The sequence below is a fragment of the Kaistia defluvii genome, assembly GCF_026343955.1.
In the GTDB taxonomy this organism is placed as follows: Bacteria; Pseudomonadota; Alphaproteobacteria; order Rhizobiales; family Kaistiaceae; genus Kaistia; species Kaistia defluvii.
Genome location: NZ_JAPKNI010000005.1, coordinates 327,089 through 345,097 on the forward strand (window position 1 = coordinate 327,089; position 18,009 = coordinate 345,097).

The 18,009-nt window shown below is 66.1% G+C and carries 17 protein-coding genes; 9 read left to right on the forward strand and 8 right to left on the reverse strand.

Annotated features, from left to right (window positions below):
• Nucleotides 1–4: 4 nt before the first annotated feature.
• Nucleotides 5–364, reverse strand: coding sequence for a hypothetical protein (locus OSH10_RS15240; RefSeq protein WP_266332696.1), 360 nt, complete (start codon nucleotides 362–364; stop codon nucleotides 5–7).
• On the opposite strand from OSH10_RS15240, the gene OSH10_RS15245 reads away from it, so the two are divergent.
• The 9 genes from OSH10_RS15245 (at nucleotide 354) to OSH10_RS15285 (ending at nucleotide 11,609) form a co-directional block, all read left to right on the forward strand.
• Nucleotides 354–1,265 (forward strand): substrate-binding domain-containing protein, encoded by a 912-nt coding sequence (locus OSH10_RS15245; protein WP_266332697.1) that lies wholly within the window; start codon nucleotides 354–356, stop codon nucleotides 1,263–1,265. The two genes, OSH10_RS15240 and OSH10_RS15245, sit on opposite strands and share 11 nt — an antisense overlap.
• Before the next feature lie 94 nt (nucleotides 1,266–1,359).
• The gene (locus tag OSH10_RS15250; protein ID WP_266332698.1) at nucleotides 1,360–2,886 is read left to right on the forward strand and encodes a sugar ABC transporter ATP-binding protein; all 1,527 of its coding nucleotides are present in this window, start codon (nucleotides 1,360–1,362) and stop codon (nucleotides 2,884–2,886) included.
• A gap of 13 nt (nucleotides 2,887–2,899) precedes the next feature.
• Nucleotides 2,900–3,883, forward strand: a complete 984-nt coding sequence (locus OSH10_RS15255; RefSeq protein ID WP_266332699.1) for an ABC transporter permease — start codon at nucleotides 2,900–2,902, stop codon at nucleotides 3,881–3,883.
• Between the two features lie 25 nt (nucleotides 3,884–3,908).
• Nucleotides 3,909–4,889, forward strand: a complete 981-nt coding sequence (locus OSH10_RS15260) for a sugar-binding transcriptional regulator (RefSeq protein WP_266332700.1) — start codon at nucleotides 3,909–3,911, stop codon at nucleotides 4,887–4,889.
• Entirely contained in the window at nucleotides 4,886–5,881 is a 996-nt protein-coding gene (locus OSH10_RS15265) for an aldo/keto reductase (RefSeq protein WP_266332701.1), read from the forward strand. The genes OSH10_RS15260 and OSH10_RS15265 overlap by 4 nt, the downstream gene beginning before the upstream one ends.
• Nucleotides 5,882–5,900: 19 nt before the next feature.
• A complete protein-coding gene (locus OSH10_RS15270) occupies nucleotides 5,901–7,619 on the forward strand; it encodes a glycerol-3-phosphate dehydrogenase/oxidase (protein ID WP_266332702.1) in 1,719 nt (572 codons plus the stop codon).
• The gene (locus OSH10_RS15275) at nucleotides 7,610–8,452 is read left to right on the forward strand and encodes a class I fructose-bisphosphate aldolase (RefSeq protein ID WP_456077687.1); all 843 of its coding nucleotides are present in this window, start codon (nucleotides 7,610–7,612) and stop codon (nucleotides 8,450–8,452) included. Before OSH10_RS15270 ends, OSH10_RS15275 begins: the two co-directional genes overlap by 10 nt.
• Before the next feature lie 26 nt (nucleotides 8,453–8,478).
• Nucleotides 8,479–9,996, forward strand: a complete 1,518-nt coding sequence (locus tag OSH10_RS15280; RefSeq protein WP_266332704.1) for an FGGY-family carbohydrate kinase — start codon at nucleotides 8,479–8,481, stop codon at nucleotides 9,994–9,996.
• Nucleotides 9,993–11,609, forward strand: coding sequence for a GMC family oxidoreductase (locus OSH10_RS15285; RefSeq protein ID WP_266332705.1), 1,617 nt, complete (start codon nucleotides 9,993–9,995; stop codon nucleotides 11,607–11,609). Before OSH10_RS15280 ends, OSH10_RS15285 begins: the two co-directional genes overlap by 4 nt.
• A gap of 45 nt (nucleotides 11,610–11,654) precedes the next feature.
• On the opposite strand, the gene pcaF is transcribed toward OSH10_RS15285, so the two are convergent.
• From pcaF to OSH10_RS15320, 7 genes are all read right to left on the reverse strand, one after another.
• Nucleotides 11,655–12,857: a 3-oxoadipyl-CoA thiolase gene (pcaF, locus tag OSH10_RS15290; RefSeq protein ID WP_266332706.1), complete on the reverse strand. Its 1,203-nt coding sequence runs from the start codon at nucleotides 12,855–12,857 to the stop codon at nucleotides 11,655–11,657.
• A 1-nt stretch (nucleotide 12,858) separates the two neighbouring features.
• On the reverse strand, nucleotides 12,859–13,530 hold the full coding sequence (locus OSH10_RS15295) for a 3-oxoacid CoA-transferase subunit B (protein ID WP_266332707.1): 672 nt from the start codon (nucleotides 13,528–13,530) through the stop codon (nucleotides 12,859–12,861).
• Between the two features lies 1 nt (nucleotide 13,531).
• The gene (locus tag OSH10_RS15300; protein WP_266332708.1) at nucleotides 13,532–14,263 is read right to left on the reverse strand and encodes a 3-oxoacid CoA-transferase subunit A; all 732 of its coding nucleotides are present in this window, start codon (nucleotides 14,261–14,263) and stop codon (nucleotides 13,532–13,534) included.
• A 65-nt stretch (nucleotides 14,264–14,328) separates the two neighbouring features.
• Nucleotides 14,329–14,862 (reverse strand): flavin reductase family protein, encoded by a 534-nt coding sequence (locus OSH10_RS15305; RefSeq protein ID WP_266332709.1) that lies wholly within the window; start codon nucleotides 14,860–14,862, stop codon nucleotides 14,329–14,331.
• 78 nt (nucleotides 14,863–14,940) lie between these two features.
• Nucleotides 14,941–16,161 carry an acyl-CoA dehydrogenase family protein gene (locus OSH10_RS15310; RefSeq protein ID WP_266332711.1) on the reverse strand — a complete coding sequence of 407 codons (1,221 nt, stop codon included), beginning with the start codon at nucleotides 16,159–16,161 and terminating at the stop codon, nucleotides 14,941–14,943.
• A 27-nt stretch (nucleotides 16,162–16,188) separates the two neighbouring features.
• The gene (locus OSH10_RS15315) at nucleotides 16,189–16,977 is read right to left on the reverse strand and encodes an alpha/beta fold hydrolase (RefSeq protein WP_266332713.1); all 789 of its coding nucleotides are present in this window, start codon (nucleotides 16,975–16,977) and stop codon (nucleotides 16,189–16,191) included.
• A gap of 13 nt (nucleotides 16,978–16,990) precedes the next feature.
• Nucleotides 16,991–18,007 carry a zinc-dependent alcohol dehydrogenase gene (locus OSH10_RS15320; RefSeq protein ID WP_266332714.1) on the reverse strand — a complete coding sequence of 339 codons (1,017 nt, stop codon included), beginning with the start codon at nucleotides 18,005–18,007 and terminating at the stop codon, nucleotides 16,991–16,993.
• Nucleotides 18,008–18,009: the final 2 nt, after the last annotated feature.

Sequence of the window (18,009 nt, forward strand, 5' to 3'; positions counted from 1 at the left end):
ATTTTTAGTTGAGGTCTATCCCAGTCCCTCCAGTGCGCATAGCCGCCTTCATTGCCCGCCTCCGTGCCAGATCTGAAATATATTTCATTTCATGAAGGATATTGACGACATTCGGCTTGCTGCTATGATCCCGGCGTCGGCTTCGGGAGGAAGTTCCGGCAGTCCAATCAAGAAATCGAGCGCCTTGGCGTTCGCCATAATCTTTGTGGATGGCTTCGGCCAAGGGAGGGAACTTGCGCAAATTTCTGAAAACGCTCGCCTTTGCGGCGACTGCTTCGACTTGTCTGGCCTCCAGCCAGTCGTTTGCCGAAACAACTAACCCGTTCAAGTGCGAGCCGGGTGAAGAATACGTCATGAACGTCATGGTCTCGGGCGTCGAATACTGGTTCCCGGTCTATGAAATGTTCAAGCAGGCCGGCCAGCAGTTCGGCTGCAAGACGCGCTACACCGGCACGCCAGACTATGACGTCAACAAGCAGATCGCGACCTTCGACCAGGCGCTGGCGCAGAAGCCGGCCGGAATCCTGGTCCACCCGATGAACTCCGACCCGTTCATCGAGCCGATCAACCGTGCGATCGAGCAGGGCACCGCCGTCGTCACCTTCGCGGCGGATTCGCCGAATTCGAAGCGCGTCTCGTTCATCACCTCGGACAACCTGGCCGAAGGCACCTATGCAGCCGACGCCGTCGCCAAGGCGATGGACGGCAAGGGCGAATACGCCGTGCTGGAGAATCCCGGCCAGGACAATCACGACAAGCGCATCAGCGCCTTCATCGCCCGCATGGAAGCCAAGTGGCCGGACATGAAGCTGGTCGGCCGCGCCGCCTCGAACCAGGATCCGACCAAGGCCTATCAGGCGGTCCTGAGCCTGGCGCAGGCGCATCCAGACCTCGGCGCGGTGTTCATGCCGGAGGCCAATTCGGCCATCGGCGCCGCCCAGGCGGCCAAGGAAGGCGGCGGCAAGATCAAGGTGATGCTGGCCGACGTCAACGCCAAGATCCTCGACATGATCAAGGCCGGCGAGATCTACGGATCGGTCAATCCCAACCAGGGCATGCAGGGCTATATGGGCTTCCTGCTGCTCTGGATGGCCAAGCATCCCGAACTGATCGACCCGATGAACGACACCAAGCGTTCGGGCGCCAACGGCATGGCCGTGCCCTTCGTCGACAATGGTTTCTCGATCGTCACGGCCGAGAACGCCGACGACTTCTACTGGGACAAGTACCTGCAGCGCCGCGGCACCAAGGGCATCGAGGAATAGCTCGACGCCCCGATCGCGCGGCGATCCGCCGAGGCGAAGCTGCCGGAAGGGGGCACAGCCCCCTTCCCCTTTCCGATCATCGCAGGAGCATGGCGTGACCCAGGCGCCCATTCTTGAAATTCGCGGCGTGTCCAAGGCCTTTGGCCCGGTCAAGGCGCTGAGCGACGTCCGCTTCGAGCTTCGCCGTGGCGAGATCCATGCGCTCTGCGGCGAGAACGGCGCCGGCAAGTCGACGCTGATGAACATCCTCGCCGGCGTCTTGCAGCCGAGCGACGGCGAGATCTGGCTGGACGGCCAGCGCGTCGCCATCCCCTCGCCCGCCGCGGCCCAGCGTCTCGGCATCGGCCTGGTGCATCAGGAGATCGCCCTTTGCCCCGACGCGACGGTGGCGGAGAACATCTACATGGCGGCGATCAACGCCCGCCGTTCGCCCCTGATGAATTTCCAGAAGCTCTATGTCGAGGCACAGAAGGTCATGGACCGGCTGGCCCCGATCCCGGTCCGCACCAAGGTGGCCGACCTCTCCATTTCCAACCAGCAGCTCGTCGAGATCGCCAAGGCCCTGACGCTCGACTGCAAGGTGCTGATGCTCGACGAGCCGACCGCCGCCCTCACAGAAAGCGAGGCGCAGCGCCTGTTTTCGATCGTGCGCGGACTGCAGCAGCGCGGCATTTCGGTGATCTATATCAGCCACCGCATGGCGGAGATCTTCTCGCTTTGCGACCGGGTCACGGTGTTTCGCGACGGCCAGTATGTCGCGACAGACCCCATTGCCGACGTTTCCCCGGATGACGTCGTGCGCAAGATGGTCGGCCGCGAGATCACCCAGCTCTATCCCGACAAGCTGGCCGAGGCGCCGGGACGGGTGCTGCTCTCGGTCAAGGGCCTCTCCGACAGTGACTGTTTCAAGCAGGTCGATCTCGAGCTTCGCGCCGGTGAAATCCTCGGCATGGGCGGCCTGATCGGCGCCGGCCGCAGCGAGATCGCGCAGACCATCTGCGGATTGCGACCGGCGACCGCCGGCACGGTCGAGATCGACGGCAAACCGCAGCGCATCCGCAACTACAGCGACACGGTCCGGTCCGGGCTGGTCTACCTGTCCGAGGACAGAAAGGGCTCCGGCGTGTTCCTCGACATGCCGATCGCGGCCAATATCTCGGCGCTGGATTTGAACAAGGTGACATCGCTCGGCCTGCTCAACCGCAAGGCAGAGGACCGCCAGGCGGGCGAACTGACGAAGCGCCTCGGTGTGCGCATGTCCGGCATCGGCGCCGCCGTCTCGACGCTAAGCGGCGGCAACCAGCAGAAGGTCGCGATCGCCAAGCAGCTCTCGGTCAACCCGCGCGTGATCCTGATGGACGAGCCGACCCGCGGCATCGATGTCGGCGCCAAGGTCGAGATCCACCGCCTGCTGCGCCAACTCGCCGCCCGGGGCGTCGGCATCGTCGTCATCTCCTCGGAACTGCCGGAACTGATCGGCCTCTGCGACCGGGTGATCGTCGTGCACGAGGGCCGCATCGCCGGCGAACTCGGCGCCGACGCGCTCGGCGAGGAAGCGATCATGCGGCTCGCCTCCGGCGTCAAGAATTCCTCAACACAGCAGGCCGCCCATGTCGCCTAGGGAACACACCCCCATGCAAGCCGAACTCAACGCCGCCGGCGCCCGGCGCATCGACTTCGCCCGCCTCGCCTCGATGCGCGAGGCCGGGTTGATCGTCATCATCCTTCTGCTCTGCGTCGCCATGAGCTTCGCCTCGCCCCACTTCCTCACCTGGGGCAACCTTCGCGCCATGATGATGAGCTTCTCGATCGAGGGCATCGTCGTCGTCGGCATGACGATCCTCCTGATCGTTGGCGGCATCGACCTCTCGGTCGGCTCGGTGGTCTGCTTCTCCATGGTGATTTCCGGTGCGCTGTTCCTGGCCGGGCTCGATCCCTGGACGGCGAGCCTGGCCGGTATCGCCGCCAGCGCGCTGATCGGCGCCATCATGGGCTTCTTCGTCACGGTGGTCGGGCTCAACCATTTCATCACGTCACTCGCGGCGATGGTGATCGTGCGCGGCCTCTGCCTGATCATCACCAAGGGAACGCCGCTGTCGCTGTTCTCGCTGCCGCCCTCGTTCAAGGCGATCGGCCAGGGCAGCTTTCACAACATCCCCTATGTGATCCTGATCTTCCTCGTCGTCGTCGCCGTCTTCGACTTCCTGCTGCGTCGCGCCACCGCCTTCCGCAAGGTCTTCTATACCGGCTCCAACCAGAAGGCGGCGCAGTTCTCCGGCATCAATACCAACCAGGTGAAGTTCTGGGTGACGGTGCTGTGCTCCGCCCTGGCCGGCTTCGCGGGCGTCATCTACATGGCCCGTTTCGGGGCCGCCACGCCGACCTTCGGCGCGGGCATGGAACTGAACATCATCGCCGCGGCGGTGATCGGCGGCGCCTCGCTCAATGGCGGCTCCGGCACCATCTTCGGGGCGATCCTCGGCATGGCGCTGCTTTCGGTCGTCACCAGCTCGCTCATCCTGCTCGACGTCTCCGTCTATTGGCAGGAGATGATCAAGGGTTGCATTCTGCTCGCTGCCGTCTCCATCGACCACTTCCTGCATCGCAGGAAGTCCTGAGCCTCCAGCGCACCGAAGCAAGATCATGGCCCCCATCACTCCACGCGACGACCTCCAGGCTGCCCGGCAGATGCACCAGGCCCTCGTCCTGCACTACATCGAGGGCAAGACCCAGGCGGAGATCGCCCGGGAACTCGGCCTTTCGCACGCGACGGTCAACCGGCTGATCAAGCGCGGCCACCAGCTTGGCCTCGTCGAGATCAAGATCAAGTCGCCGATCGACCATCTCGTCGAGATCGAGGCGCGACTGGTCGAACTTGGCGGCATCGAGCGCGCGGTGGTGGTGCCCTCCGTCTCCGACAATCCGCGCACGGCCCTGCAGCGGGTCGGCGAGGCGGCGGCGCGGCTGCTGCTCGACACGATCAAGGATGGCGACACCATTTCGATTTCGGGCGGCAAGGGCGTCAGCGCCCTGGTGGCGGGGCTGCAGCCAAGCCGCCGCTACGATGTCGAGGTCATCCCGGCGACCGGGCTCGTCCAGGGCAAGCACTATACCGACGTCAACCATGTCGCCTCGCTGATGGCCGACAAGCTCGGCGGCCGCGCCTACCAGATCCACGCGCCGCTCTTCGCGGACTCGCCGGAACAGCGTGAGATGCTGATGAGCGTGCGCTCCGTCGGCGACGTGTTCCGCCGGGCGCGCGAGGCGGATGTGGCGGTGATCGGCATTGGCTCGATCCTCAGCGATGACTCCAGCTATTACGACCTGCATCCCTTCTCCGTCGCCGATCGCCGCGCCATCGAGGAATCGGGCGCGACGGGCGAACTGCTCGCCCATCTCATCGGTCGCGACGGCCAGCTGTGCGACTACACGCCGAACCGCTCGCTGGTGTCGCTGACCCTCGACGAATTCGCCACCATTCCCCGCTCGATCGGCATCGCCAGCGGCGCCAGCAAGATCGCGCCGGTGCTGAGCGCCATGCGCGGCAATCACCTCGACACCATCGTCACGGACGAAACGACCGGGCTCCAGATCCTGGACCTCGCCCAGAAGGAAGCAGCATGAGCCCGCAGCCAATCCAGCGCCCCATCGGCAAGTCCGGCATCTCCGCCTCGGCTGTCGGCCTCGGCACCTGGGCCATTGGCGGCTGGATGTGGGGCGGCACGGATGACGCCGCCTCGATCCGCGCCATCGAAGCCTCGATCGAGGCCGGCATCAGCCTGATCGACACGGCGCCGGCCTACGGCCTCGGCCGCAGCGAGGAGATCGTCGGCAAGGCGATCCGCGGCAAGCGAGACAAGGTGGTGATATCAACCAAATGCGGGCTCAACTGGCACTCCGGCAAGGGCAACCCTTTCTTCGACCAGGACGGCATCCCGGTCCACCGCTATCTCGGCGCTGATGGCATCGCCTATGAGGTGGAGCAGAGCCTGAAGCGGCTCGGGACCGACCATATCGACCTCTACATCACGCACTGGCAGGACCCGACCACGCCGATCGCCGAGACGATGGCCGCGCTGCAGAAGCTGAAGGCGCAGGGCAAGATCCGCGCGATCGGCGCTTCCAATCTGAGCCTCGACGATTTGAACCAATACGTCGCCGCCGGAGGGCTCGACGCGATCCAGGAGCGCTATTCGGCTTTGGACCGCGAGATCGAGAGTACCCTCCTCCCGATCGCCATGCGCAACGATATCGCAACGCTCAGCTATTCGTCGCTGGCGCTCGGCCTGCTGACCGGATCGATCGATCCCTCGCGCGAATTCACCGGCGACGACCAGCGCCTCGGCAATCCGCGCTTCTCTCCGGCCAACCGAGAGAAGATCGCGCGGCTGAAGACGGCCATCGCCCCGATCATCGCGAAGCACGGCGCGTCCATGGCGCAGATCATGATCGCCTGGACGCTGGCCCAGCCCGGCATCACCTTCGCGCTTTGCGGCGCGCGCAATCCCGAGCAGGCGATCGAGAATGCGCGGGCCGGCGAAATCCGCCTCGATGCCGAGGATCTCGCCACCCTCGATGCGGCGCTTGCGACGCATCTCGTGGCCATGGATGCGTGAGCGAGAAAGCAGAAACCCGATGAACCGCACCGAAACCCTTGCCGCCCTGCGCGGTCGGCCGGATGTTGCCGTGCTCGTCATCGGCGGCGGCATTAACGGCATCAGCGTTTTCCGCGAACTCGCGCTGCAGGGCGTCGATGTCGTGCTGGCGGAAAAGGGCGACTATTGCAGCGGCGCCAGCGCCGCCCTCTCGCGCATGGTGCATGGCGGCCTGCGCTATCTGGAAAATGGCGAGTTCAAGCTGGTGCGCGAGTCGCTCGTCGAGCGCGACCGGCTGCTGCAGAACGCGCCGCACTACGTGGCGCCACTGCCGACGACCGTGCCGATCTTCGACATCTTCTCCGGCATCGCAAATGGAGCGGTCCGCTTTCTCGGCCTGACCCGCCGGCCGAGCCGCCGCGGCGCCTTCGTCATCAAGGCCGGTCTGACGCTCTATGACCGCTTCACCGCGTCGCGACGGCTGATGCCGGCACACCGGTTTCGCGGCCGGGCCGAGACCTTGAAAACCTGGCCAGCGATCAATCCGACGATCCGCAGTTCCGCCACCTATTACGACGCATGGGTCAGCCGGCCGGAACGGCTCGGGCTGGAGATGTTGCTCGACACGTTTGCGGCCGCTCCCTCGGCCCGTGCCCTAAACTATGCGACGATAGCGTCCAACGCCTCCGGCCTCGTGCTCACCGATACGCGCACCGGAGAAAGCCTGCCGATCCGGCCGAAGCTCGTGATCAACGCGACCGGCGGCTGGATCGACCTGACCAACCAGGCGATCGGCGCCCCGGCGCCGCGCATGATGGGCGGCACCAAAGGTTCGCACCTGATCGTCGACAACCCGGCGCTCTATCAGGCGTTGGATGGCCACATGGTCTATTACGAGAACGAGGACGGACGCATCTGCATCCTGTTCCCCTATCTCGGCAAGGTGCTGATCGGCTCGACTGACATCCGCGTCGACGATCCCGACACCGTTCGCTGCGAGGATGACGAGCGCCGCTACATCCTGCAGTCGCTTTCCTTCGTCTTCCCGTCGATCCCGGTTGCCGACGACGAGATCGTCTTCCAGTTCTCCGGTGTCCGCCCCCTGCCCGCCAGCAAGGACAGCTTCACCGGCCGCATCCCGCGCGACCATTTCTGCGAGTTCGTCGAGGCGACCGACGCACTGCCAGCGACACTCTGCATGATCGGCGGCAAGTGGACCACCTTCCGCTCTTTCGGCGCCTTGGCGGCCGACATGGCGCTCGAGCGGCTCGGTCTTTCCCGCAAGATCGGAACCGAGACCCTCGCCATCGGCGGCGGCCGTGCCTTTCCGGCGAACCCGGCCGCATGGATCGCCGGGCTTGCGCGCGAGCACGGGCTCAGCCCCGATTACGCGCAACACCTCTTCGAGCGTTATGGCACGTCTGCCGAAGCGCTAGCTGCTGACATCGCCAAGGATCCCGTCGAGATGCTGCCGGGCTCGGACTATTCGGCCAGAGAGATCGCCGCAATCGTCGAGCGCGAGCAGGTCGAAACCCTCGCCGATCTGTTTCTCCGCCGCACCACCATCGCCATATCGGGCGGCCTCACGCCCGCTCTCATCGACGCCGGGCTCGCCATCCTCGCCGGTCAAAAGGGCTGGGATGCGGAACGGTCCGCCGGCGAGCGCGCCGCCTTCCTCGGGCTGCTCGCCAGCCAGCACGGCGTCCATTTTCCCGATTGCGCCCACACGAACGACAAAAGGAGCGCCCTATGCGCCTGAACCAGAAAGCCCGCATGAACCGCCTCTTCGGCGGCGGGCGTTGTCTCGACGTCGCCATCGATCACGGCGTCTGCAACGAGCCGAGTTTCCTCGCCGGTCTCGAAGACATGGAGGGTGTCGTCGCCCAGCTTGTCGCGGCCGGGCCCGACGCGATCCAGATGAACTACGGCCAGGCCGACCTGCTGCAGTCCGTTCCCGGCAAGGACAAGCCGGCGCTGGTGATGCGCATCGACATGGGCAATCCCTACAATCGTATCCGCCACCGCGCGATGTGGGCGGTGCTGCAGAACGAAACCGACCCGCTGATCGGCGCGATCGAGATGGACGCCGCCTGCGCCGTGGTCAACCTGTTCATGCTGCCCGACGAGCCCGACCTGTTCCGGCAATGCGTCCAGAACATCGCCCGTGTCCGCGCCGATTGCGACAGATACGGCATGCCACTGATGATCGAACCGCTCGCCATGCTGCCGGTCGACCAGAATGGCGGCTACATGGTCGATGGCGATGCCGAGAAGATCGTGACGCTGACGCGCCTCGCCCGCGAGATGGGCGCCGACATCGTCAAAGCGGATCCCACCACCAACCCCGAGGACTTCCACCGCGTCGTCGAGGCGGCGCGTTGCCCGGTGCTGGTGCGCGGTGGTGGCAGGGAGGACCTGCGCGCCGTGTTCGACAAGTCGGCAGCCCTGATGGCGCAGGGCGCGCTCGGCATGGTCTATGGCCGCAACATCTATCAGCATGCCAATCCGCGGGCGGTGGTGCGTGGCCTGATGGCGATCATCCACGACGACGCGGACGGCGCGACGGCCTGGGAACTCTATCAGAACGCATAGAGGCTTCGGTTTCGGGAGGGGAACCCATGGGCGAATACATTCTCGGACTTGATGCCGGCAATACCGTCATCAAGGCGATCATCTTCGACAAGACCGGCCGCGAACTGGCGCTCGCGGCGCGGGATGGCCACTCCTCCATGCCGAAGCCCGGCCATGTCGAGCGCGACCTGAACGAGCTTTGGCGCAATGCCGTCGCGGTCATCCGCCAGTGCACCGAGCAGGCGGGCATCGACGCCGGCGAGATCATCGCCATCGGCTGCGCCGGGCATGGCAACGGCCTCTATGCGCTCGACCACGACGGTGTTCCCCTGATCGGCATCCAGTCGCTCGACACCCGCGCCGTCGGCGTCGTGGCGGACTGGGCGAAGCAGGATGTCGGCGTCCGCGCCTATGCGCACTGCCTGCAAATGCCCTGGGCGGCGCAGACCCCGACCCTGCTCACCTGGCTGAAGCGCCATGCGCCGGACCTGTTCGCCAGGGTCGGGACGGTCTTCCTGTGCAAGGATTTCGTCGTCAACCGCCTGACCGGAGCGCGCTCGACCGATACGTCCGACATGTCGGGCTGCGGCCTGCTGCGGATGCCGGACAGGCGCTACGAGGCGGAACTGATGGCCGCCTATGGGCTGGAAGACTGCATGAGACTGCTGCCGCCTGTGCTGGAATCAGCCGAGATCGCCGGCCGGATCACGGATGACGTTGCCGCCCTCACCGGCCTCCGCGCCGGCACGCCCGTCGTCGCCGGGCTGTTCGACGTGGTGGCGAGCGCCGTCGGTTCGGGCGTGACCCATACCGGCGCCGCCTCGGTCATTGCCGGGACCTGGAGCATCAACCAGGTGATCACGGACGAGCCGATCCGCGACCCGTCGATCTTCATGGTCTCGACCTTCGATCCGGTCCGCTATCTGGCGATCGAGGCGAGCGCGACCTCGGCCGCCAATCTCGAATGGATCGTGCGCGAATTCCTCGATCACGGAGGGGCGGCGGGCGACACGTCGCCCTTCGAGCTTTGCAGCGAGATGGTCGCCTCCATCGATCCGGATGGCGATGTGCCGATCTACCACCCGTTCCTCTATGGCTCCCAGCAGAGCGGCAGCGCCCGCGCCGGTTTCTATGGCATTGCCGGCTGGCACACCCGCGCCCACCTGCTGCGCGCGCTGTTCGAAGGCGTCGCCTTCGAACACAGGCGGCATGTCGAAAGGCTGCGCGGCGCGGGCGCGCGGATCGATGAAGTCGTTCTCTCCGGCGGCGGCTCCCGCAGCCCGGTCTGGCCGCAGATCTTCGCCGATGTGCTGGGCGTTCCCGTCACGGTAGCGCGCAGCCGCGAGACCGGCGCCCTGGGCGCGGCGATCGCCGCAGGTGTGGGAACCGGCGCCTTTGCCGACTTTGGCGAGGGCGCGGCCGCCATGACAGCCGCCGCCCGCAACTACCTGCCCGACAACGCTATTTCTCCGGCTTACGAACGACGCTATAGCGTCTATGGTGAGATCAATCAGGCGATGACACCGATTTGGCAGCGCGTCGCCGCTGGGCAGGCGCAGAATTGACAGAACCGTCTTCTTCCCTTGGTGAATACGACTATGTGATCGTCGGCGCGGGTTCGGCGGGCTGCGTGCTCGCCAACCGGCTCTCCGCCGATCCGCGCAACCGGGTGCTCCTGCTCGAAGCCGGCGGCAGCGACCGCTACCACTGGGTCAACATCCCGATCGGCTATCTCTTCTGCATGGGCAATCCGCGCACCGACTGGATGATGAAGACGGAGCCGGAACCGGGCCTCAATGGCCGCAGCCTGAACTATCCCCGCGGAAAAGTTCTCGGCGGCTGCTCCTCGATCAACGGCATGATCTACATGCGCGGCCAGGCGGCCGACTATGACGGCTGGCGGCAGGCGGGAAATGCCGGCTGGGGCTGGGACGACGTGCTGCCCTACTTCCTGAAATCGGAAGCCCATCATGGCGGCGAAAATGCGCTGCATGGCGGAAGCGGCGAGTGGCGGGTGGAGAAGCAACGCCTGTCCTGGCCGATCCTCGACGCGTTTCGCGACGCGGCCGAGGAACTCGGCATCCCGCGCACCGACGATTTCAACACCGGCACCAATGAAGGCTCGGGCTATTTCGAGGTGAACCAGAAGAACGGCGTGCGCTGGAACACGTCGAAGGCCTTCCTGCGCGGTATCGAGAACCGGCAGAACCTGCGCGTCATAACCGGAGCCGAGACCGAACGGCTGACCTTTGACGGCGGTCGCGTCACCGGGCTCGTCTTCCGCAAGGACGGGCGTCTACATCAGGTGAAGGCAGGCCAGACGATCCTCGCCGCCGGCGCGATCAACTCGCCCAAGATCCTGGAACTCTCCGGCGTCGGCCGGCCGGATCTGCTCTCCGACCTCGGCATCCCGGTCCGGCACGCGCTCAACGGCGTCGGCGAGAACCTGCAGGACCATCTCCAGATCCGCACCGTGTTCAAGGTGAGCGGCGCGGCAACGCTCAACCAGCGCTACCACAACCTCGCCACACGCGCCGCGATGGGCCTCGAATATGCGCTGAGGCGCAGCGGACCGCTGTCGATGGCACCGAGCCAGCTTGGCATCTTCGCCAAAAGCGACCCTCGCCTGGAGACACCGGATCTCGAATATCACGTCCAGCCGCTGAGCACGGATCGGCTCGGCGAGCCGCTGCACAAGTTCCCGGCCGTAACGGTCTCCGTCTGCAATCTGCGCCCCGAAAGCTGCGGCACGGTGCATATGGCATCGTCCGACCCGCGCGAGGCTGCGAAGATCCGGCCGAACTATCTCTCGACGGAAAGGGATCGACAGGTCGCCGTGGCCTCGATCGAGCATGCGCGACGCCTGATGCGAACCCGCGCCATCGCCGGCTTCGCGCCGCAGGAAATGCTGCCGGGGCCCGAATTCGTCGAGGAAAGCGATCTGGTGCGCAAGGTCGGCGACATCGCGACGACGATCTTCCATCCGGTCGGCACCTGCAGGATGGGCCGGGATGACATGGCCGTGGTCGACGACCGGCTTCGGGTGCATGGTCTCGACGGCCTGCGCGTCGTCGACGCCTCGATCATGCCGAACATCGTCTCCGGCAACACCAATTCGCCGGTGATCATGATCGCCGAAAAGGCCGCCGAAATGATCCGGCAGGATTCCCAGCGTTAAGGCGACAGCGCGGCCCGACCTCCTCGGTCGGGTCGCGCTGGCTGACTATACCCGCTCAAGCGCGACGGCGATGCCCTGGCCAACGCCGATGCACATGGTCGAGAGCGAACGGCGGCCACCGTTGAGGCTCAGTTCCAGCGCGGCCGTGCCGGTGATCCGCGCTCCGGACATGCCGAGCGGATGGCCGAGCGCGATCGCGCCGCCATGCATGTTCACCCGCCCGTCGTCATCGGCGATGCCGAGATCGCGCAAGGTGGCGAGGCCCTGCGAGGCGAACGCCTCGTTCAACTCGATCACGTCGAAATCGGAGGCTTTCAGCCCGAGCCGCGCCATCAGCTTCTTGGATGCCGGCGCCGGGCCGATGCCCATGATCCGGGGCGGCACGCCAGCCGCCGCGCCGCCAAGCACGCGAGCGATCGGCGTCAGGCCGTATTTCTTCGCCGCCGCCGCCGAAGCGAGGATCAGCGCGGCAGCGCCGTCATTGACGCCGGAGGCGTTGCCGGCCGTCACCGTACCGCCCTTGCGGAACGGCGTCGGCAGCTTGGCCAGTGCCTCCAAGGTCGTGGCGCGCGGATGCTCGTCCCGGTCGACGATTACAGGGTCGCCCTTGCGCTGCGGGATGGTGACGGGCGTGATCTCGCGCGCCAACCGGCCATTCGCCTGCGCCGCCGCCGCCTTGGCCTGGCTGGCCAGCGCGAACCGGTCCTGCTCCTCGCGCGAGACGGAGAAGTCCTCGGCGACATTCTCGCCCGTCTCCGGCATGGAATCGACGCCGTATTGCGCCTTCATCAGCGGGTTGACGAAGCGCCAGCCGATGGTCGTGTCATGGATCTCGGCATTGCGCGAAAAGGCGGTCTCGGCCTTGGGCATGACGAAGGGCGCGCGCGACATGCTTTCGACGCCGCCCGCGATCATCAGTTCCGCCTCGCCTGCCTTGATGGCGCGGGCAGCCGTGATGACCGCATCCATGCCGGAGCCGCACAGGCGGTTGATCGTCGTCCCGGAAACGCCGACCGGCATCCCCGCCAGAAGCGACGACATGCGCGCGACGTTACGATTGTCCTCGCCGGCCTGGTTGGCGCAGCCGAAGATGACGTCGTCGACGGCCTCCCAGTCCACGCCTGCGTTTCGCGCCATCAGCGCCCGGAGCGGAATGGCGCCGAGATCGTCGGCCCGGACCGGGGACAGCGCGCCGCCGAAGCGGCCGATCGGGGTGCGGATATAATCGCAGATGAAGACGTCGGTCATCTCAAAGCTCCGGAACAATCAGATCGGCGACAGGGCTGGCTACGTGCAATTCAGCGCCGGTCACGGCCTGCAATTCGTCAAGGGACAAGACCGCTAGCTTCTCGCGCAGGACGAAGCGCCCTCCCTCGATGTCGATCACAGCCAGAGAGGTGTAGACCCGGGTGACGCAGCCGACGCCGGTCAGCGGCAGCGAGCAGCGCTGGAGCAGCTTCGGCTTGCCGTCCTTGGTGACGTGGTCGGTGATCACGGCCACGCGCTTGGCGCCATGCACCAGATCCATCGCCCCGCCCACCGCTGGCACGCCCTTCGGCCCCGTCGACCAGTTGGCGAGATCGCCGTTTTCCGCAACTTCATAGGCGCCGAGGATCGCCACATCGAGATGGCCGCCGCGCACCATGGCGAAGCTGTCGGCATGGTGAAAGAACGCCGAGCCCGGCTTGAGAGTGACGGCCCGCTTACCGGCATTGATCAGGTCCCAGTCTTCCTCGCCGCTGGGCGGCGCCTCGCCGAAGTTGAGGATGCCGTTCTCGGTGTGGAAGATCGCCTCGCGGCCAGGCGGCTGGTACTGCGCCACCTTCTCCGGAAAGCCGATGCCGAGATTGACATAGGCGCCGTCGTGAATGTCCTGCGCGGCGCGCCAGGCAATCTGGTTGTTGGTGAGCTTCGCGGCCATGTCAGGCAACTCCCGGATAGACGGCGTTCGCGCGATTCAGGTCTTCTTCCTGCTGCGGATCCGCGACCTCGACGACCTTCTGGACGAAGATGCCGGGCGTGATGACAACCTCCGGCTCGATGCCGCCGGCCGGAACGACGCGCCTTGCCTGCACGACGGTTTCGGCGGCGGCCATGCACATCAGCGGATTGAAGTTCCGCGCGGCGGCGCGGTAGGTGAGATTGCCCTGGGTGTCGGCGGTCTCGGCCTTCACCAGCGCCACATCGGCCTTCAGCCAGCGCTCCTGCACATAGGGCCGCCCGTCGAACTCCGCGACCGGCTTGCCCCTGGCGAGATCGGTGCCATAGGAGGTGGGCGTATAGAAGGCCGGAATGCCGGCGCCGCCGGCGCGGATGCGCTCGGCCAGCGTGCCCTGCGGCACCAGCTCCAGTTCGATTTTGCCCGCCAGATAGAGGTCGGTGAACACCACCGGATCGGCCGATCGCGGGAAGGAGCAGACGAGCTTCTTCACCATCCCCGCCTCGATCAGGGCGGCGAGGCCGACATGGCCGTTGCCGGCATTGTTGTTGATGATCGTCAGGCCCGTCGGGTGCCCCGTCGCAAGGAAGCGATCGATCAGCGCATGGATCAGCTCGATCGGCGAGCCGGCCCCGCCGAAGCCGCCGATCATCACGGTCATACCATCCTCGATTCCCGCCACGGCGGTGGCGAGGTCTGCGACTGTCTTATCCATCAGAAGTCCTCATGCGCCGGAACGGCAACCGCCGGCGCAAACAAAGGGATCATGAGTTCGGCCGCCTACAGGAAGCGGGAGGAATCCACGAGGTCGAACATGCCGCCGCCGAGTTCCTTGTGCAGGCGGTGCCAGCGGCGGTCGAGATAGACCAGCGAATGGTCCTCCGGTGCGGTGTCCTCGGGATGCGCCTCGCCCTCCAGCAGCTCGGCGGCCACCAGCGTGGCGCCCTCGATCGGCAGGACGCCGAGCCGGCGGGCGCGGAACCAGGTGGTAACGCCGGTATAGCGCGGCTCTCCGGTCGGAAGTCGCTCCCAAGGTCCGCCGGCTGGAAACCGATCGGCCCCGCTCGAGGCGCAGAGCTGCGCCAGATCGATATCGGTGTAGCGCAGCAGGTGGATCACCATCGTCTCCGCCCGCAGCAGCGGTTCCGAAGAACCGGATTTCATCGAAAGCGAGAAGGCGACGACAGGCGGCGCGGCGCTGACCGAGATCAGCGACGACACGGTCATGGCGACGGGGCGGTCGCCGGGATCGGCCGTGATCACGGCGACGCCGGCCGGATGTCGGCGAAACGCCTCGCGGAACGCTTGGGTCATCGGGTGCAGGCTCATCGACGGCTCTTTCTCGCAGCATGGGATAGGGAGCCGGGCGGTCGAACCGCCCGGCCCTGCGAACTACTTCTTTTCGATCAGGTCGTAGAACTGCCAGACCCGATCGGTCCAGCTTCCGCCGATATTGCGGCCGGCCGAGGTCACGACCGACGGGGCGATCGTGAAATGGTTGGCCGCCACCATCATCTCGCGGAAGGTTCGCTGGATGACGCCGGCGCGCAGCGATGCGCCGCCGCCCGCCCGATAGGCGAAATTGCAGACATCGACGCCGACTTCGTGGATTTCCGACTTGGCCAGATGGACCAGGCTGATCTGCCGGGTCGAGACGCTCTCGCCGGCCTCGACCGTCGCCTCGATGTCGCGCCAGACCTCGAAGACGAAGGCGCGGGCGGCGCGATAGCGGGCCTCGGCACGGCCGTAATCGTACCAGAACTTCTCGCTCTCGCCGATCAGCCCTGCCCGGCCCGACTTGGCGCGGGCGAACTTGGCGATCTCGTCCAGCATCCGCCTTCCGGTGCCGAGCGCCCAGCCGGTATGGCCGATGGCCGCGAGGCCGACGACGCCCAGGCTGAAGAACTCCTTCTGGCGCAGCGGCGGCGCGGTCAGGATCGGGAACAGCAGGTCGTCGGCGATGAACACGTCCTCGGCCGCGTAGTCGATGCTGCCGGTGCCACCCAGACCCAGGACGTCCCAGTTGCCGAGTTGCTTGTGCTCGGAGATCGGGGCATGGGCGCACATGACGATGACATTGCCGTTCTCGTCCTTGGCGGGCTTTCCGGTGCCGTCATCGACGAAGCAGGCGCTGTGCGAATAGGTGGCATGGCTGAAGCCGCTGCCATAGCTCCACTTGCCGGTCAGCCGATACCCGCCCTCGACCTTCTTCAACATGCCCAGCGGCGCGCCCTGCCCCGAGAAGCGGTTGTCGGTGCCGGGCGCGAACAGGCGCTCGACCGCGCTGTCCGGCAGGAAGGCCGCCGACATCGCGCCGATGCAGCAATGCACCATCGAGACCCAGCCGGCGGAACCCGAATGCCAGGTGATGGCCTCCAGCAGTTCGAGGCCCTGCGTCGGCGGCAACTGCGCGCCTCCCAGGCTTTCGGCGGCAAAGATATGGGACATGCGAAGCGGCTTCAGCGCCTCGAAGGTCTCCTGGGTCAGTTCGCCGTTCTTCTCGTCGGCGTCGGCATTGGCCTCCAGGATCGGACCAATTTCCGCGATCTTCTTCAAGAGGTCGCGATAATCGACGGTCGTGCCCCAGGAACTGTGCTTGATGGGCTTGTTCATGAATCTTTCCTCCACTTTGAATTCGATTTAGCCGGCGAGGAAATCGCCGATCTGCGTCACGGTCCCGGGCTTCTCCTGCAGGACGAAGTGACCGGCGTCCTCCACCAGGATCAGGCGCGCGTCGGGCAGAGCCTCGACGAAGAGCGGAGCCTGGCTTGCTGGCAGCAGGCGATCCTGCTCGCCCCAGACGACCAGCGCCGGATTGTTGATCCGCCCCAGGAAGCGGCGAAGGTTCGGGTGCCCCATGCCGAAGGGCGCGAGCAGCCGGCCAAGCGTCTCGCCCTCGCGAGCCCGGTCGGCGCCGAAAGCTTCCGCGAAGGCGGCGTCCGAGCCGTCCGGGAAGTAACGCAGCGCCACCGACACGTCGTGCGCCAGATAGCCAGGCAGGTCCTGCGGCGCGAGCGCGCCGAGATTCGTGGCGGGATGCTCGGGATCGTTGAGACCGGCGGGCGCGACCAGCACGACTCTGTCGAAGCGCTCGCGCGCCACGCCAGCGAGTTCGGTCGCCATCCAGCCGCCCATGGAGAAGCCGACGAGATGCGGCTTTTCCGCAAGATCCATTGCGTCGAGCAGGTCGAGATAGTGGACGACCATGTCGGACATGCCGCTCACATGCGGCGCAGCGTCCGAATAGCCGAAGCCCGGATGGCTGGCGCAAAGCACGCGGAAGCGGTCGGCAAGCCCTTCCGCGAAATCAAAGCCTTCCAGCGTCGAGGCGCCGTGCAGGAACAGCACCGGCTTACCCTGGCCGATGGCCTTCACCACCGTCCTCGTGCCGCCGACATCATATTCGAGCGTTTCAAATTCTACGGCCATGGATACTCCTCCCCTAAACAAGTTCCGGCTGAATCAGCACCTTGCATTGCGTGGTGCGGCGCCGAAGGCTCTCGAAGATCTGCGGAACCGGCGACAGATCGATGCGGTCGGTGATCAGCGCCTGCGGTGCGAACGGTCCGCCGCGCAGCGCGTCGAGCGCGACCCTGAATTCGTTGCTCTGGTGAAAGAACACCGAGAAAAGCAGGTTCACTTCCTTGCTGAGCGCCACGAACGGATCCCATTCGTCGCCGCCGATGCAGAGGCCGACGCCCACCACCGTGCCCTGCAGCCGCACCGCCGCGACGGCAGCACCGAGCAGGCCCCGTTTGCCAACGCATTCGAAGACGATGTCCGGCGCGCCGCCGCATGCATCTGCAAGATTTTCGGATAGTTTGTCGCCCGAGAGGACAAAGTCCGTCGCGCCCAACGTCAGCGCCCGTTCGCGCTGGTGGTCGTGGATGTCAGCCACGACGACGCGCGACGCGCCCATCCGCCGTGCCCAGAAGGCAACGAGCAGCCCGATCGGGCCGGCGCCCAGAATGGCGACCCGGTCGCCGGGCTTCATGCCCGAACGCACGATGCAATGCAGCGCCACCGACAGCGGCTCGGCCAGCGCGCCATCCTCGAGCGGCACGTCATCCGGCAGGATGTGGCACTGGCGCGCCGCGACGGTCGCATATTCGGCATAGCCGCCGCCGATCAGCACCATCTCCGCGCAACGGGCGGGATCACCGCGCCGGCAGGCCTCGCAATGACCGCAGCCGCGCATCGGCACGACCGCGACCCGGTCGCCGATACGGAGATGGCTGACCTCCGATCCCAGGGCGACGATATCGCCGGCGAATTCATGGCCCAGCACGAAGCCCGCGCCGATGCCGAAGGGCACCGGATCCTCGGTGATGTGCAGGTCGCTGCCGCAGATGCCGCAGGCGGCGACGCGCAGAACGACCTCGTCCGGGCCCGGGGTCGGATCGGGCACCGCGCCGATGCGCAGCGGCGCGCCGACCGTATCGAAGATGGCTGCTTTCATAG

What these genes read in the sequence shown, in the direction of transcription:
- OSH10_RS15245 (WP_266332697.1), top strand. Translation starts at nt 354, where the DNA reads ATGAACGTCATGGTCTCGGGCGTCGAATACTGGTTCCCGGTCTATGAA.
- OSH10_RS15240 (WP_266332696.1), bottom strand. Translation starts at nt 364, where the DNA reads ATGACGTTCATGACGTATTCTTCACCCGGCTCGCACTTGAACGGGTTA.
- OSH10_RS15255 (WP_266332699.1), top strand. Translation starts at nt 2,900, where the DNA reads ATGCAAGCCGAACTCAACGCCGCCGGCGCCCGGCGCATCGACTTCGCC.
- OSH10_RS15260 (WP_266332700.1), top strand. Translation starts at nt 3,909, where the DNA reads ATGGCCCCCATCACTCCACGCGACGACCTCCAGGCTGCCCGGCAGATG.
- OSH10_RS15265 (WP_266332701.1), top strand. Translation starts at nt 4,886, where the DNA reads ATGAGCCCGCAGCCAATCCAGCGCCCCATCGGCAAGTCCGGCATCTCC.
- OSH10_RS15270 (WP_266332702.1), top strand. Translation starts at nt 5,901, where the DNA reads ATGAACCGCACCGAAACCCTTGCCGCCCTGCGCGGTCGGCCGGATGTT.
- OSH10_RS15275 (WP_456077687.1), top strand. Translation starts at nt 7,610, where the DNA reads ATGCGCCTGAACCAGAAAGCCCGCATGAACCGCCTCTTCGGCGGCGGG.
- OSH10_RS15280 (WP_266332704.1), top strand. Translation starts at nt 8,479, where the DNA reads ATGGGCGAATACATTCTCGGACTTGATGCCGGCAATACCGTCATCAAG.
- pcaF (WP_266332706.1), bottom strand. Translation starts at nt 12,857, where the DNA reads ATGACCGACGTCTTCATCTGCGATTATATCCGCACCCCGATCGGCCGC.
- OSH10_RS15295 (WP_266332707.1), bottom strand. Translation starts at nt 13,530, where the DNA reads ATGGCCGCGAAGCTCACCAACAACCAGATTGCCTGGCGCGCCGCGCAG.
- OSH10_RS15300 (WP_266332708.1), bottom strand. Translation starts at nt 14,263, where the DNA reads ATGGATAAGACAGTCGCAGACCTCGCCACCGCCGTGGCGGGAATCGAG.
- OSH10_RS15305 (WP_266332709.1), bottom strand. Translation starts at nt 14,862, where the DNA reads ATGACCCAAGCGTTCCGCGAGGCGTTTCGCCGACATCCGGCCGGCGTC.
- OSH10_RS15310 (WP_266332711.1), bottom strand. Translation starts at nt 16,161, where the DNA reads ATGAACAAGCCCATCAAGCACAGTTCCTGGGGCACGACCGTCGATTAT.
- OSH10_RS15315 (WP_266332713.1), bottom strand. Translation starts at nt 16,977, where the DNA reads ATGGCCGTAGAATTTGAAACGCTCGAATATGATGTCGGCGGCACGAGG.
- OSH10_RS15320 (WP_266332714.1), bottom strand. Translation starts at nt 18,007, where the DNA reads ATGAAAGCAGCCATCTTCGATACGGTCGGCGCGCCGCTGCGCATCGGC.